The organism is Paenibacillus sp. J31R122 (assembly GCF_056269185.1).
Genome location: NZ_JBWDNM010000004.1, coordinates 297,655 through 313,248, shown reverse-complemented (window position 1 = coordinate 313,248; position 15,594 = coordinate 297,655). Strand labels below are relative to the sequence as shown.

13 protein-coding genes are annotated in these 15,594 nt (G+C 44.9%); all 13 read right to left on the bottom strand.

All coding sequences use genetic code 11. The features are described from left to right. The gene (locus tag AC0YN7_RS09270; protein ID WP_475809692.1) at positions 1-855 is read right to left on the bottom strand and encodes a hypothetical protein; all 855 of its coding nucleotides are present in this window, start codon (positions 853-855) and stop codon (positions 1-3) included. Between the two features lie 80 nt (positions 856-935). Beyond that, positions 936-3,221, bottom strand: a complete 2,286-nt coding sequence (locus AC0YN7_RS09265; RefSeq protein WP_475809691.1) for a hypothetical protein — start codon at positions 3,219-3,221, stop codon at positions 936-938. Positions 3,222-3,251: 30 nt separating this feature from the next. Then, positions 3,252-4,592, bottom strand: a complete 1,341-nt coding sequence (locus AC0YN7_RS09260; RefSeq protein ID WP_475809690.1) for a UDP-glucose dehydrogenase family protein — start codon at positions 4,590-4,592, stop codon at positions 3,252-3,254. 30 nt (positions 4,593-4,622) lie between these two features. Then, positions 4,623-5,999, bottom strand: a complete 1,377-nt coding sequence (locus AC0YN7_RS09255) for a sugar phosphate nucleotidyltransferase (protein ID WP_475809689.1) — start codon at positions 5,997-5,999, stop codon at positions 4,623-4,625. Next, positions 5,996-6,955, bottom strand: coding sequence for a polysaccharide pyruvyl transferase family protein (locus AC0YN7_RS09250; RefSeq protein ID WP_475809688.1), 960 nt, complete (start codon positions 6,953-6,955; stop codon positions 5,996-5,998). Before AC0YN7_RS09250 ends, AC0YN7_RS09255 begins: the two co-directional genes overlap by 4 nt. A gap of 1 nt (position 6,956) precedes the next feature. Further along, positions 6,957-8,309, bottom strand: a complete 1,353-nt coding sequence (locus AC0YN7_RS09245) for an oligosaccharide flippase family protein (protein WP_475809687.1) — start codon at positions 8,307-8,309, stop codon at positions 6,957-6,959. Between the two features lie 9 nt (positions 8,310-8,318). Beyond that, positions 8,319-9,218 (bottom strand): glycosyltransferase, encoded by a 900-nt coding sequence (locus AC0YN7_RS09240; RefSeq protein ID WP_475809686.1) that lies wholly within the window; start codon positions 9,216-9,218, stop codon positions 8,319-8,321. 3 nt (positions 9,219-9,221) lie between these two features. After that, complete coding sequence (locus AC0YN7_RS09235; RefSeq protein WP_475809685.1) at positions 9,222-10,253, bottom strand: glycosyltransferase family 4 protein; 1,032 nt, start codon at positions 10,251-10,253, stop codon at positions 9,222-9,224. 20 nt (positions 10,254-10,273) lie between these two features. After that, positions 10,274-10,846 carry an LbetaH domain-containing protein gene (locus AC0YN7_RS09230; protein ID WP_475809684.1) on the bottom strand — a complete coding sequence of 191 codons (573 nt, stop codon included), beginning with the start codon at positions 10,844-10,846 and terminating at the stop codon, positions 10,274-10,276. A gap of 4 nt (positions 10,847-10,850) precedes the next feature. Further along, the gene (locus AC0YN7_RS09225) at positions 10,851-11,972 is read right to left on the bottom strand and encodes a glycosyltransferase (RefSeq protein ID WP_475809683.1); all 1,122 of its coding nucleotides are present in this window, start codon (positions 11,970-11,972) and stop codon (positions 10,851-10,853) included. After that, entirely contained in the window at positions 11,973-13,142 is a 1,170-nt protein-coding gene (locus tag AC0YN7_RS09220; protein WP_475809682.1) for a glycosyltransferase family 4 protein, read from the bottom strand. Further along, positions 13,139-14,473 (bottom strand): hypothetical protein, encoded by a 1,335-nt coding sequence (locus AC0YN7_RS09215; protein WP_475809681.1) that lies wholly within the window; start codon positions 14,471-14,473, stop codon positions 13,139-13,141. The genes AC0YN7_RS09220 and AC0YN7_RS09215 overlap by 4 nt, the downstream gene beginning before the upstream one ends. Beyond that, positions 14,466-15,581 carry a glycosyltransferase gene (locus AC0YN7_RS09210; protein ID WP_475809680.1) on the bottom strand — a complete coding sequence of 372 codons (1,116 nt, stop codon included), beginning with the start codon at positions 15,579-15,581 and terminating at the stop codon, positions 14,466-14,468. Before AC0YN7_RS09210 ends, AC0YN7_RS09215 begins: the two co-directional genes overlap by 8 nt. Between the last annotated feature and the right edge of the window lie 13 nt (positions 15,582-15,594).

The window sequence follows — 15,594 nt, the reverse complement described above, 5'->3', positions numbered from 1 at the left end:
TTAACCTCCCATTAGCTGCTGCAGATTAGCTTCATACTCTGTTTTAAGCTCTTCCTTCAAAGCGTAAAAGGTTTGCTTCCATTCCTCTATCATCTTCGGTGCTACAGAATCTTTCTCCGCGTTATCGATTACCTCTTGGAACTTAGTGTCACAATCAGATTCCGCGGCCTCCATTTCCTTAAGCAGCTGCTCATTGAATTGCTGAAAGGCAACGGGATCAAATATATCAATATCCTGAATGGCTGACTCTGCTCCTATTAAAATATCATTCATATTCTGTGTACACATCACTTGAACCTTTATAATTTCTTGCTCATACTTCACTGTTTGGTTGACTGGCGGTTCAGTTGGAGTTGTGACCGGCGGGGCTGTCGGCCGTACTCTAGGCGGTTTAGTAGGTTTTTCCGTTTGGGCTGAACCACCCTCAGACGGATTTTTGCCCACAGGCTTCTTTGGCGCTGGCGCAGCTGTCGGCTTCGGCTTCGGCTTCACAGCTTGCTCGGAACCGCTGATTGTACCCTGTCCCTCGGTCTGGTTAGCTGCCGATGAATCCGGTGTTTCTTGCTCTTCCTCTGTTTGGTTTGCATCCGTCTCACCTGTCACAGAAGGCAGTTCACCCTCGCCAACTGTTACACCCGGTAAATTCGTCGATTGCTGTCCGCCTTCCACTTGCGCTGTTTGTTCGCTCTGATCGGGTCCAGCCGCATGAACGATTACCCCTTTCTCGTTGGACGTCTTCCAATGCAGCCCTCCCCATGTCAGCAGCAAGCAGAAAGTTATAGAAGCTAAAATAATGTTGATGGTGTCCGGTTTCTGGAACCGACGCCTTTTCCTGCTTTTATGTTGTTTTCCCATCGTTTTCTGACACCACCTTCCTATAAATAAAATCATACGTCAGCCTTCTTTCTCCATGGAGAAAGAAGGCTGACTTGTGCTTAAAAGCCTAATACATCTTCGACAATAAGGGCGATCACTTTGTTAACTTCATTTTTCACTTGCTTTAGCGCTTTGTTTTTAATCGTTTTCGAAGCGTCTACTCTATTAATTTGATCGACTGCTTCATTTCCAGCTAGAACAACTTCCATAATCAATTCTATTTTTTGTTTGTCATCTTTAGCAGCTGCTAGCTTTACTTCTATCTCGTCAAATTTCTTATCAAGAGCAGCAGTAATATTTTTTATTTCGGCTTCTGGATCAATTTCCACATCGCCATTAACGAGCTTAACCTCTTGCTCGAATAAAACCTTTGCTGACCCTCCGTGAGAAGCAACTAACGATGCTTGAATAACAGCCGTTCCTTCCGCTACTTTATTCGGAATCGATACTTTCCCATTCGAGTCTACCTTAACATCCTTGCTCCCCGATACTTTCTTCCATTTCAGCACGGAGGTAGGAAGCTTGTTTCCGAAAAGCGTTAAGCTATATTCATGATGTTTGCCGTTAGCTGTCACTTTCACTGACGATACCGTTTCCGAACGAAGATAAGCTACGATCATTGCCTTTGAAGCGGACTCATCATATTTTAGCTTATCCTGAATGTTGCCGATCGCGGAGTTTACATCAGAGGACTTTACTCCAAGATTGGACAATACCTTGCTTAAGACATAATCGTCCTTTTTGGATAAAATCTCTTCTATCGCCTCGCTCTTTATCTCATCGATTTCCGACTTGCGACTAAGCAGCTCCATTAGTTCTCTCGGCTTCATATCCTTGATGCTGTCTTTTATTTCTCCCTCTACTCCCAAGCGCTTATCGCTGTCACCGAACATGAGAATAAGGAAATCGTCTATCGTAAGATTTTTCACCTTGCCTGCCTCTGCTATCGTCTTCAGAGTAGCCTTGAATTGTTCATTGGTCCTAATTGCTTCTAATTTAGATGGATCATATTGGATGGAGCCAACTGCTTTAATAATTTCAAAGAAACTTGCCTTTAACTCCGCTTTATCTACCGAATTCGGAAGCTGACGCTCAATTTTATTCCACATTGGATCAATAAGCGCCTGATGCTTCGTTTGATTAAGCTCAGCAATCTCCTCCAGAAGCTTACGAACATCTTTTATATCTTGAGGATCACCTGCAAGAAGAGCAGCTTTCAGCTTATTCATTCGCTCTAGGAACGGCTCCACAGGGAAGATATCTTGAACCCCTTCACCGGGCTTGAGTGTAACCTCTTGCTCGAATACAACTTTTGCCGATCCGCCGTATGGATTAAAGAGACTTGCCTGAATTACTGCCGAACCACTAACAGCCTTTGGGGACAGCTGTACGGTACCATTCGACTGCACGCTGACATCCGCGCTTCCGGATACTTTAGCCCACTTCAGCGCTAGCTTTGGAACATCAACGCCAAACACCTTCAAGCTATAATCATGCCGGTATCCATCCTCGCTTATCTTCGCGGTTGCCGTCGCTTCAGAACGAATATAAGCAACAGTCATCGCGTTTATGGCCGGTTCATCTTTCTTCAGCTTGTGCTGGAAGTTCATTACCATTGACTGGATATCCTGAGACTTAACGCCAAGCCCATCCAAAATGCGGCTAAACTTATAAGACTTTTTGTCACTGAGCAGCTTATCTGATGCTTGAATCAGCACCTTCGTAATTCCTTCTGTATTCCCCAGCAAGCTGAGTATTTGCATGGACGACATTTTCCCTAGCTCACTGCTTATCGTTCCTTCTATGCCCTTCCGACTACCGCCGTCACCGAATAGAAATACTAGAAAATCATCCATTGTAATGTTCGCGTCGCCACCGGCCGCTGCAATTGTTTTCAGCGTCGCGCGATATTCTGCATTCGTGCGAATGGCCTCCAAATCAGCAGCTCCGGCATCATATCGGAACGAGCCAACCGCTTTAATAAACCGGAAGAGACTTGCTTTGAGCTCCGCTTGATCAACTGAGTCTGGGAGCTTCTTACTGATTCTTTTCCATATCGGATCAATCAGGTTCTGGTTTGCGGATTCATCAAGCGCTGCAATCTCATCACGCAAATCTCTTACATCCTGAACATCCTTCGGGCTTCCTGCCGCTAGAGCATCATGAAGCTTTTGCATTCTCTCCAAAAAAGCGCTCGATGGTAGCTCCGTTTCAGCGGCATTTACTGCTTGAATGAATCCTAGCTTCTCCGTCAGCCCCTTTTGGCTAAGTGGTATTCCGCCTAGTACCGCGGCTAACATGGAGACCGCGAGCGTAGATGCAGTTACTTTTGTTCTGAACGTCATTTTATACATCCCTACCTTTCCTATCTGGTTCTAAAATTGTAAAACAGGCACTTGCTGCTTAACACCTTGATTCATGCTCGGACGGCCGACAGAATAATAAACGAAATCCGTTCCAAGCAGGTCCTTCTCTTCAAACACATTACGTCCATCAATGAGGATAGGCTGGTTCATTACCTCTTGCAGCACCCTTAGGTCCACTTTGGAAAACTCATCCCACTCCGTCAGCAAGCACAGCGCATCTGCACAACCAGCCGCCTCTAACGCATTATCACACCAATTGACACCACCTTTCCCGAATAAATGACGAAAGTTAACCATTGCAATCGGATCGTAGGCTTTGACATTCACACCGTTGTCTACCAAATGCTGAATAATCTCCAAGGCTGGCGAATCACGAACATCATCGGTATTCGGCTTAAACGCTAATCCCCATACAGCTATCGTTTTCCCTTTCAGCTCGCCGTTGAACACCGTCTCCAGCCTGCGAATAACATTGAATCGCTGATCCCTATTTACTTCTACAACAGAATGAAGCAGCTTGAAATCGTAGTCGACATGACCCGCGATCTGAATAAGGGCGCTTGTATCCTTCGGGAAGCAAGAGCCTCCATATCCGATTCCGGCATTCAAGAAGGAGGGGCCAATACGTTTGTCGTAGCCCATTCCTTCCGCCACCCGTGTCACGTCAGCCCCGACCTTCTCACAAATGTTGGCAATTTCGTTAATAAACGAGATTTTAGTTGCTAGAAACGCATTTGACGCATATTTAATCATTTCTGCGCTTCGGATATCAGTAACGACGATATTTTCTGTCAGCTTCTGATGCAGCTTAACGATTATGTCAGCCGCACTTTGGTTATTAGCTCCGATGATGATTCGGTCAGGATGCAGCGTATCCTTAATAGCTGAACCCTCACGCAAAAACTCGGGCAATGATATGCTGTCAAAGCGTTCGCTCGTACAGGAGCGTATAAGAGTGCCGAGCCGTTCATTTGTTCCGACAGGCACGGTGCTTTTCACAGCAATTATTTTGTAGCCGTTCATCGCTTCCGCAATTTCAATCGCCGCTTGATCGATATAAGCAAGGTTGGCTTCGCCGCTCGGCAATGGAGGTGTTCCGACTGCAAGAATGATAATATCTGATTGACGCACAGCGTCAGGTAAATCAGTCGTAAACGAGAGGTTTCCTGCCAGTCGGGAGGCTGCTGAAAGCTCCTTTAATCCAGGCTCATAGATTGGTATTTCACCGGCATTCAGCATGTCAATCTTGCCAGGATCCTTATCTACGCAGATGACACGGTTGCCGAGCTCCGCGTAGCAGACACCCGATACGAGCCCTACGTAGCCCGTTCCGATAACCGTAATGTTCATTCTCATCTCTCCTTATCGAATTACATTCCTTTATACAGAACAGAGCTGCATAATCTCGTCCCAATTAAAAGCGAGCCGCACGATGTCTTCTTCTATAAGCTCCGACCCGGTTTGAACCTCAATGATGTCCATTTCCGTTTCCGCGCGCAGGCTATGTCTACTATTTTTGGATATAACCAATACATCGCCGGACTTTACCGGGAAGTGCTTTCCATTCAAAGCCATAACCCCTTCACCTGAGACAACCGTCCAAACCTCATCCCTGAGCTGATGGTACTGATAGCTTAAATTTTGACCTGACGTAACACATATTCGTTTGGTCAGCACCTCTTTGCCATCTGGATATTTCAAGTAATCCAGCACCCGGTAGCGGCCCCAACGCCGTTCCTCATACATGGGACGTTGATCCGCATGCTTCATGACCTCTTTGATCATCGGACTGGATGCTTTATCCGACACTAGTATTCCATCCGGGCTCGCCGCTACGATAATATTGCTTAAATTAAGCAGTGTAATCGGTATGTCGAGTTCATTGATTACATGTGTGTTAACCGAATCGCCTGCAATAATTCCTTTGCCGATCAATGAAGTTTCAATTTCCTCAGTTAATGTATTCCATGTGCCGAGATCCTTCCAATCCCCTTCGTAAGGCAATGCCACAATATGATTGGATTTCTCTACAATTTCATAGTCAAAGCTGTTTTTAGGAATCCTTCCATATTGCTTCAGCATTTCATCGTATTGAATTGGAAAATCATTGGCGATTAATATGTTAATAAGAAAATCGAGCTTGAATGCAAACACGCCGCAGTTCCAAAGCGCAGCCTTCTCAATCATTGCTGCTGCTTCCTCTTCAGGAGGCTTTTCCCTAAAGCTGTTTACTTTCATGTAAGTCTTATCAGCATCCGCATCGGTTAATGCCTCCGGTACGATATAACCGTATTTCTCGGAAGGAAAGGTTGGCTTCACCCCCATCAGCGCTAGATCCGCACCCGATTCGTTCAATACAAGCTCAAGCTCCTTCGTCTTATGGAAGAACGATTCTTCTACATAGGGATCAACTGGCATAACGACGACAGTTTCATTCAAGCTAACGCCTTGCACGGAATATAAATAGGCAGCCGCCAGCGCGATCGCAGGAAAGGTATCTCTTCTCTCCGGCTCTACGATAATCTCGATCTCGCTTCCAAGCTGGCTGTGAATCATTTCGACCTGCGGCTTACTTGTCGCGATATACGCGTGGTCACGCAAGCCCGCCGACGTAATTTGGGACCATACTCGCTGAACCATCGATTCTCGCTCGGCTTCTTCATTTTTTAACACCTTCAAAAACTGCTTGGACCTCGACTCGTTTGACAATGGCCACAGACGTTTGCCCGAGCCTCCTGATAAAAGAACTATTTTCATCGAACAACCTCCTTCTTCACAACTAATTGAGCGGATTTGACTGAACTTGTCCACGTATTATAGTAATTGGAGTTTTTGCCGTACGAATTATCCAGCAGTGTGTTGGGCTTGTCCATTAAGCAGGACAATATATGACCATGCAGCCTTGAGGTTTGCACATTCCGATATCCGCTGAACCGTTTGACCGCTTTATCCACTAAATAATCGCTATACTTGCACCAAATCGCCTGCATAGGAAGCGGACCGCTGCCTTTTTTCATTATTTTAACGATCATGTTGATCGACTTTTTCTCTACTCGGTTGTACAGGGAGGCCCAGTCCAAATAGTCGCCGCTGCTGACTGCTTCAAACTGCTCCTGCTCGCTCGTTTTCTCAATGTCAGTACGGAAGAAGCAGAGCAGTTCTTTACCAGGAGTGCTTTTGGGCAAAATCGGCCATAATTGATGCGCCATATCTGGCGACAAGTAAACGCAGCAATTATGAAATTTCTGGGCAGCCATATCATAGGTCAATGTGTCCCGGACAAACAGATGAACATCCTTATGATTGTTGAAAATTTGTGCCGTTCGATCATATTCGGATTCTTTTTTAAAAAAAATGGTCTGAGGCAATAACACAATACGGTGATTCGGGTAATCTTTAACAATTTTCTCACGCAATTTCTGATGTACAGGGTAGAGGTCTCCGAAATTCCCTCCGCCTTGAAGGACGATAATCTGATCATTAGGAATGATCAGCCTGTCAGGAAAATCAAGAACGCTGTAACGCGCTTGGACGCGGATATGATTGTCTTTAAAAAATGCCTCAGTGCCTTTCATGATGAGCAAATCTCCACCATTGTTGTAAACGGGATAATCGATATAATAAATGCTAGAATTCGGCGGAATTACCTTCAAAATTTGACGCAGCTGGTTTTTCAATGCTTCCATGGGATGTATGTTCCGTTCCAATTGCATATCAACGCGCTCCTTTACGTTGTTTTTTGTCCTTCAGACGCTCGATCAGAAAATGAAAATCCTTTTTCACAAACAACATGTCTTTCATCCTCACTTGGAAGACAATCCGCATCGACGCCATCGTCACCGCTAAGCGAATGAAAGCGCCGATTAGTAAAGCTAGTGCGATTCCGTTCAATCCATACATCGGGGTGAAGACGAAGAACAAACCAATCGTTATTGCCAGCGCGATGAGCTGCCTCATTAGAACGAGACCTGGCCGACCCATCGCATTAAATGCTGATGCTAAAATCCATGAGCCCCCTCCGATAATGCATTCGAAGGATAGAAGATAGAAAGCTGTACTCGCCTCGAGAAATGGCTCACCGAACAGAATTCCCATCAGATAGCGCCCGATGAATAGACACGGAATAACTGCAATCATCATCAAGAGCATAGATAATCGGAATGCTCGGCCAACCGTTTCAATAATTGCCCCCTTCTCCATGCCTGTTACCTTTGGAAAAATAACGCTCGTAATGGCCATCTGTACGACATTAAATATGCGGGACAGCGCGTATACGACCGTATATAAACCTAAGTCTCTTGCTGTCAGCATCGACAGAATGATGATTTTATCGAATTGGGCATACAAGGTACCGAGCAGTTCGACTCCGAATACTTTACTCCCATATCCGAACAATGCTTTAGCAGCCAGTCGATTTCCAAGTCCACTCAGCCAATCGATTCGAAGTGTATCTCTAATGCTGTACAACGACCATATAATGACCGCCATGCTGGTTACTAGAAACACTAACGAAGCATAATGGAGGCTTAAGCTGCCTACCGCCCAAAGCACAATTAGCCCAATAAGGTTGCACAGCGGCACGGATAATCGCAAGCCATTGTATACATTGAATCTGCCCGTACTTTGAGCCAGTGCCGATACTAAATTTATCGCGAGTAAAATGGGCAGCATCAGTACCGTGTACCATCGTGCAATTTGAATGACAGCGTCTGGATAATTCCCAAGCCATACCGGCAGCCCTATCCACGCAACGACACCGATAATGACACTAACCGGTATTTGGAATAGAAAGCCCGCTCTTACGAAATCTCCGCCATTGCCTTTGTTTTGCTTGATGTTATAAATCAGTGAGGTCGGCAACCCGAATCCTACGAGACCCGCGAGCAGCGTCGGCCAGAATAAAATGGCCGAAAACTCCCCCTTTCCCACCACCCCGAACATACGGGCAGTGACGATCGAGGTTAGCGTACTAATGACAAGTACCAAGAAGTTAGTTGCACTGGTGCGAAGAATCGTTTGTACGAGTCCATTTCCTCTCCACGCTTTATGAATGGCGAGCTGTGACATAGCTTTCGGTCAACCCCTACTGTTATAGCGCAGGATGCCGACAAGCGATCCGTTGCGATAACAAATTTTAACGATCTGCCGGATAAATCTTTTGAAGTGAAAAATCGAGAGCAGCGATGTCCCGACAGCCTGCAGCAAACGAATCGTATGCTTTAGGATAGACACAGCGCTCTTGTCCTGCCGCTTTACCGCGTCACTCACCCCTTGCCAATAAATCCGCTTTAAGAACCAGGTCTTTGTCGTTCGTTCTTTGGCTATTTTGTGTTGAACGGGTGCAAACGGCGTATAGTACACCTTATATTTCTCACGCAGTCTTGCTATCAGTTCGCTTTCCTCACTCGACAGCAAATTACTGCCCACCCTTCCTAGATCCTCGCGAAACGGCTTGATTTGGCGGAAAACGATCATTCGGAATGCGACATTCGCGCCGTATGGGATGGCTGGAGCAGGCATTTCCACTATTCTGTTTGAGTAATCCAAAATAGTGAATACTGCGCGATGCTCCGCGGGAATCCAATCCGGCTCCGCGGTTTCCCAGATCGGATCGATTTTGCCGCCAACGCAGCCAATTGAAGCATCGCTTTCAAAGACGTCCACAATGCGTTGTATCCAGTCGTAGGATGCAAGCGCATCGTCATCCAGAAACAGAATATATTCGCCGTAAGCCTCCTGTATCGCCCTGTTGCGGGCAACCGATAAGCCCAGCTTCTTTTCTAAAAAATATCGTATCCTTCTTCCATGCTTCTGCCGAAGGTTTAGGACTACTTCAGCCGTATTGTCTGTTGACAGATTATCGATCACGACAATTTCAATTTCTTCTTTATCAAAGCTTTGAGCAAGGACGCTCTCAATCGCCTCTCCTGTATCCTTCGCCCGGTTATGGGTGCAGATGGCCACCGTTACCTTCATCCTTTATCCCCATCCTTGATAAACTTTTTTGATCTTCCGCGCGATAGCGCTCCATTCCAATTCCTTCAGCACCTCATCATACTTTGGCGCTCTTTGCTGCTGCTTCACATACGAAGCGGCTATCATCGCATTTTTCAATCCGATAGGATCGGTTGGATCGTAGCCGACCACCATATCCTCCTTGAAATATTCAGAGACGAAATCATTGTCCGGCATGACAATCAGCTTCTTGAACGATAGGCCCAGAATTGCCGAGCCCGAGGTTGTAATCTCCTTGTACGGCATGACCATCACATCGACAGCGCTGATCAGATCAGCAACCTCCTCATTCGGAACGAAGCGTACATCCAAAATAATATTTTCGGTATCCTTTACTTGCTTCAGATACGTCTGCATCTCTTCGTCCGCTTTTCCCGCGATGATCAGGTAGGATTGCTTTGTCTTAACCGCATTAAAGGCTTCAATTAAATCCTCTACGCCCTTGTAGGCTTTGATCGCACCTAGAAATAAGTAAATATCCGCATCCTCGCTAATGTTGTAAATCCGTCTGAAATCCATCCCTTTCGACTTGTACACGCCCAAATAATGGCCATGCTTCACGACGAACAGCTTGCTTGCCGGGACATTGAATTCGGTCATCACCTTCCGCTTGATAGACTCGGACGCAACGATCAGCTTGCTGCAAAATTTGCAGATCAGCGATCGCATGAAGCGCTCCAGCTTCGGAAATTTCACATGATGCGGATACAGATTATGAATCGTCCACACAAGCTGAATGTTCCTTAGCTTCAAATAAAGCATTGTCATAATAAAAATGAACGACTTCACGATAAACAGCAGTGGATTCCGATTTTGGTAGGCATGGTGCATCCAGTGAATGTGGACAATGTCCCCCGACTTCGCTTGACCGACCTGCAGCATCAGCTTGCCATGCTTCAAATCCCTAATGTCCAACCCTTCATCGCTGAGCGAATCTGTTAATAAATCGTTATAAAAATTCAATTCGCTAGATTTTGGCCACATCCATACTTTCATTGCTTACCTCTCCCGACACTTTAGTTGTATCTGCGAATCCAATCATCCGGTACGTTAATCTCACGGATAACCTTGGCTGGAGCTCCGCCAGCCAGCACATTAGCTGGAATATCCCGCGTTACGACACTGCCGGACGCGACAACGGCATTTGACCCGATCGTAACGCCTGGCAGGATGACAACCCCTCTGCCAACCCAGACATTGTCCGATATAATAATTTCTTTGCTTCGCGATTGATCGTCTGCGTCTACTGGATGAAAGTTCGTATCGATTATGTTAACCATAGGGCCAATAATCGTATTGCTGCCGATTTGAATTGATTTCGTACAGCCGATATCTAAGCCATAATTAAAAAATACGTTATCTCCAACCAGCAATCTCGCCTGCTTATTGACGGTTATGGACGATGGAAACGGCTTCGCGTGAAAGGAAACATTCCTGCCCGCTAAAAACTTGCCCTTGTTTCGAATCGTCAGCTTTCCTGCAATCCGACCATACATACCGACTGAATTTGTTTTAAACGTTAGTACTGCCGCTCCTTTCAGAACGGCAAGCAGCTTGCCGAAGTTCATTTGCTTAATTGAAATACCCATGCGATCATCCCACCGCTTTCGACTTCATGCCCTGAGCCAATAACATAAGGTAGGTGAACTCCACCTTTCGAGCGATCGTCTTCATATTAAAGTCATTCATAACACTGGCGTAGCCTTGACTTGACAGCTCCTGATGGTTGACTGACTTGTCATAAACCCGTTGAATGGTTTGATACAGCTCCTCCACATCGCCGTCCTTTACAATGAAGCCGCCTTTTGTCTGATGAATGATTTCGGGTGCTCCTCCAGAATCCGAAACAATGACAGGAGTCTGCACGAGTAAGGATTCAATGATGACTCTGCCGAACGGCTCGTTTAATGAAAAGTTAATCGTAAGATCACATTCTTTCATAACATCAAGCGGTTTCTTGCTATAGCCGTGGAAGATCACGTTATGCTCTAAGCCATAATCGATGACCTTCTGGATCATTTCGTTAAAATAATCCTCTGATCCGTCTACGGAAGTATCACCGACAATAAGCAGCTTCCAGTTGCGCTTTCCGTTGTCGGCTAATTTCTTCACAGCCTCGATGACCAGATGATATCTTTTCCACTCCACGATCCGACCAAATGTCCCGATGATGAGCGTATCATCCTCCATAAAGCTTCTGCTCTTCATCGACAGAGCCATATCGGGATCTACACCGTTATATATAATGGTTTTATTGCTGCCTTGAATCGAATTTGCCACAAAGTGCGAGATACAAATAACTTGGTCGAAAAAACGTGGCAATACGTTATTAAACATCCGTAAATGTGTATAATCCCGATGATGCCAAACCAATTTGCAGCTTGTTAAAAATTTTAGCGGAGCGGTATACCACGGTGCTCGCCAGCCGTTGGCGTGGATAATGTCCACACGGTTTCTTTTCACAAACGCTCTTATTCGCATAACGGTTTCTATATAGCCAAAGCCGAATTTCTTCTTAATGCTGTTTAGACGAAGCGGAAAATGTTCGTAATCGGTCCTGATTTCATGCAAGTACTCCGCGTCAGCGGGCGCCAGCAAAAAGATACGATATTTAGATACATCCAAGAAGTTAATTAAATGAATCAGGCTTTGTTCGGCGCCTCCTTTTTTATCCGCGTGGGTAACAAACATGACGTTAATTTTTTTGTTGTCCATTTACAGCACCTGCTTCATTTGATAACTAGTGTTTAACGATTGAATATACCCCATCAGAACCTCTTTATGGTTGTAATGCGTGTGTATAAATTGCTGTGACGACAACAGAAGCTCCCTTGCTTCCTCCGGATTATCAAACAGCTGCTTAATCCGTTTATAAAATTGCTCGGGACTGTCGGCAACCATAATGTGCTCCGTATCAATAAGTCCTGTACCCTCACAGCCTATAGATGTTGAGATGACTGGAAGCCCATTCTGAATGGCTTCGATTGTCTTAAGCTTGACGCCGGCTCCATTTTGCATGGGATTAACGAATAGGTAGCCGTTTTTATAAATGCTGTCCAGACTCTTTGGCGAGTCATGTACAATTACGTTGGTCATATCGTATGGCTCGAGCCAGCTTAAGCTCTGGTTTCTGCTGTTGCCCGCCACAATGAACTTGTAATCCGGCTCTTTCAGCATCAAGGGATGAATATGCTTGAGATACCACTGAATCCCTTCCCGGTTATTCGGCATAAATAAGGAGCCGATAAACACAACATTTTTGCTTTCAAAGCTGCTAGTACTGAAAATGTTTTTCGTAACCGGCGGCGGGAGGAACAAGCATTTGGCAGTTGGATTTAGCTTTTGGAAGCTTTCAAATTCCTTGCTCGAAATAAACAAATACTTGTTGACCTTCTCCAGCATCTTCTTCTGTAAAGTCGCGAATTTGCTGCTCTCCATGTGGTAGTACATTTTGTGCAGCACATTTTTGGTGCTTCTGGCAAGCGCCTTGAAGTATACCGCCTCGTCGTTATGAACTCTCAAAATGACTTTTTCATGTTTAATTTTCGGATTATTCAGAATGGGATAGACATAATCGCCTTCAAGCAGCACATAGTCATAATCCTCTGCAATTTGTACATGCTCCAGCTCATTTCTCGACTGAGCCTGCATCGGAATGATATGCAGCAAGTCAGCTAGCTTACTTCTTCGGTCGCACAGCACAATTTTCTCAACATACGTGTATACATGCTTCATGTCTGACTCGGTAGGCATTTGCTTGCCGCATACGATGAGATGGATCCTCCAGCCTAATTCGGCCAAAACCTGAATTCTTCCCCATGTATCCACCCTTCCGCCATGGTCAGCGGGATACGGGAAATCACTGCACACTACAAGCATCTTCATTTAGCTACCCCCGACATCGTTGAATTTTCCATCTCATTTTTTCCTAAGAAGACACTAATAAAGGCAAAGAGCAGCCAGACTTCATACTTAATCTCCAGCGTTACTAAAAGCATATTGAACAGAATAAATACAAGAGCAAGGAACAGAATCGAGCTGGATTTCACCTTTACAATCAGGTTTTTGGCTAGCTGGTAGAAGAACAATACAGAGAAAATTCCACCGAACATCACCCATTGGAAAAATCCTGATTTTACGCCCAAATTTTTATCCGAGCCCGAATATAGCAGCAGCTCCCCAGCGTTAATCTGGCTTATCCCAAAGAGGTTGTAATAAAAATGGGACATCATGTTAATCGCGTCATCCAAATACTTATCGAAATAGATGAGATAAGCTCCCGTACCCACTCCCAGTGGATGGTAAAAGACAGTAATGATTGCGATAAGGATCGTACCCATACGCGTGTAAGAGGACGTATAATTCTCGATATCGTTACTGAAGGAGCTGACCAGCCCCGCTGAGAAATAGTTGAAAAATAAATACATGGCCAAGATAACCGAAATGAGCAATATAAAATTTTTCTTCTTCCTAAAATCCAAAAACTTAATCATAGTTACAATGAGCGTTAGCATGCAGACAATTAAGAAGCCCTTTGATCCGGTGACGAATAAATAGTATAGAAAAAAACCGGAGGTATAGATGATCGTCAGCGTCCTGCCCAAGCTGCTCAAATACTTGGTCAGATAGATCAGAATCGCGGAATAAACGACGATAATTGATCCTGTCGTACTGCTTTCCGAAGTGAGCAAGCGAACCCTCCAATAGAGATTGTTTCCTGCATGCAAATAAGTAAGAGCATTCGGCATGGTCATCAGCTCCAAAATCATAATGACTAGGAGCAAAGTAACCACCGCGAGAAAACAGCCATAAATCACTTTAAAGCTATTTATTTTTGAAAGTACGAGCTGCATATGCCGGATATAAAACAGAATGAGTACAAAATAGATCAATACCTTAACCGATTTGCCAAGCAGGTTTTCAGAACCAAAGCTGTAGCTGCCCTGAAGGAATTGAATGAGAATGTATACGATACTGATAAAGCTTAAATAGAGAATAAAGGCGAGCATAATCTTCTGAAGCTTTGTTGTATACATGACCTTCTTATGTTTAGCTAGCATCGAAATTTCGCAAAATATAAACAGTGGAAGCAGCAGAATGATGGGCGTCCTGCCAATTTCACCGATCATATTAACTAACGGGAAATCCTGATAGACGGTCAGTACAAGCAAAACACAGAGATAAAGCGCCAGAAAGAACTGTTTTTTATTAGACATATTTTTTAACCGTTATAGAGTACCGATCTCTTCGTTTGCTGATGGCATCCTTGTATAAAGTTTCAATTTGCTTGTTCATCGTATCGGAATGAAATTTGCTGCTGAAAATCTTCTCGCCTGCTTGTCCCATCCTTTGCAGTTGGCTCTTGTCGAGAGCATGAACAATGTCAGCCAGCTCATTCTTGTTGTCAAAGTCAAAGATGTAGCCATTAACACCGTGCTGGATAATTTCTGGGAGCGCGCCTCGATTACTTGCAATGACAGGCTTCTTATTACGCAATGCCTCAATAGCGACAATACCAAACCCTTCCCAGCGAGAAGGAACAATAACAGCGTCACACGCCTGCATGTAACGATCGATGTCCGCGTTATTCACCCAGCCGATCTTGACTGCGCAGTTCGGGAATTCATATTGAACATCTTCCAGAACGGTATCCCCGACCAAATACAGCATAACGTTCGTAAAGCTATGCTTGTTAAAAACCTCAAGCAGCAAATCAAAACCCTTTTGTCGATCAAAACGGCCGACATATAACAAGTTAATCATTTCTTCATCAACGACAAATGGGTCATGCCTCGAAGGAGGCGCATCCGACACGCCGTTATATACAACGACTGATTTCTTGGATGATAGGCCATATTGCATAGCCATTTGATATTCATACTTTGATATATGGATGATGAAATCCGTTCGGATTGACAGCAGCTTCTCAACTGAAGCGAACAGCCTTTTTTTCCACGACTTCGTATCCATTAGGAACGCCCATCCATGAGCACAGTAGATGACGACCGGGCGCTCCTTCTTGATAAGAAGTAACGCTCGCAGGAAAAATCCCGCGAACGTTCCATGGACATGCACGATATCCGGATTAATTTCCTTTAATGCTTTCCTGATCGCTCTCATAGCTGTAATAAAATATGTAGGTTTTCTTTTATAAGGGTACAAGAGCAGCCGATCAGCACTAATTTGAAGAGTACTGCGATTTGAATTTTGCTCGGATGCTATGAGATAAATATCATGGCTTGATGCTTGATACTTCAGCACCTCATTCAGATGAGTTTCGATGCCGCCCTTTGTAAATTCCGAGATATGTAGGACCCTCGCCATTATCTCGCCTCCT

Bases quoted from the DNA above. Each gene is read 5' to 3' on its own strand.
- AC0YN7_RS09255 (WP_475809689.1), bottom strand. From the start codon at position 5,999: ATGAAAATAGTTCTTTTATCAGGAGGCTCGGGCAAACGTCTGTGGCCA.
- AC0YN7_RS09210 (WP_475809680.1), bottom strand. From the start codon at position 15,581: ATGGCGAGGGTCCTACATATCTCGGAATTTACAAAGGGCGGCATCGAA.
- AC0YN7_RS09250 (WP_475809688.1), bottom strand. From the start codon at position 6,955: ATGCAATTGGAACGGAACATACATCCCATGGAAGCATTGAAAAACCAG.
- AC0YN7_RS09260 (WP_475809690.1), bottom strand. From the start codon at position 4,592: ATGAACATTACGGTTATCGGAACGGGCTACGTAGGGCTCGTATCGGGT.
- AC0YN7_RS09220 (WP_475809682.1), bottom strand. From the start codon at position 13,142: ATGAAGATGCTTGTAGTGTGCAGTGATTTCCCGTATCCCGCTGACCAT.
- AC0YN7_RS09235 (WP_475809685.1), bottom strand. From the start codon at position 10,253: ATGAAAGTATGGATGTGGCCAAAATCTAGCGAATTGAATTTTTATAAC.
- AC0YN7_RS09240 (WP_475809686.1), bottom strand. From the start codon at position 9,218: ATGAAGGTAACGGTGGCCATCTGCACCCATAACCGGGCGAAGGATACA.
- AC0YN7_RS09230 (WP_475809684.1), bottom strand. From the start codon at position 10,846: ATGGGTATTTCAATTAAGCAAATGAACTTCGGCAAGCTGCTTGCCGTT.
- AC0YN7_RS09225 (WP_475809683.1), bottom strand. From the start codon at position 11,972: ATGGACAACAAAAAAATTAACGTCATGTTTGTTACCCACGCGGATAAA.
- AC0YN7_RS09215 (WP_475809681.1), bottom strand. From the start codon at position 14,473: ATGTCTAATAAAAAACAGTTCTTTCTGGCGCTTTATCTCTGTGTTTTG.
- AC0YN7_RS09265 (WP_475809691.1), bottom strand. From the start codon at position 3,221: ATGACGTTCAGAACAAAAGTAACTGCATCTACGCTCGCGGTCTCCATG.
- AC0YN7_RS09270 (WP_475809692.1), bottom strand. From the start codon at position 855: ATGGGAAAACAACATAAAAGCAGGAAAAGGCGTCGGTTCCAGAAACCG.
- AC0YN7_RS09245 (WP_475809687.1), bottom strand. From the start codon at position 8,309: ATGTCACAGCTCGCCATTCATAAAGCGTGGAGAGGAAATGGACTCGTA.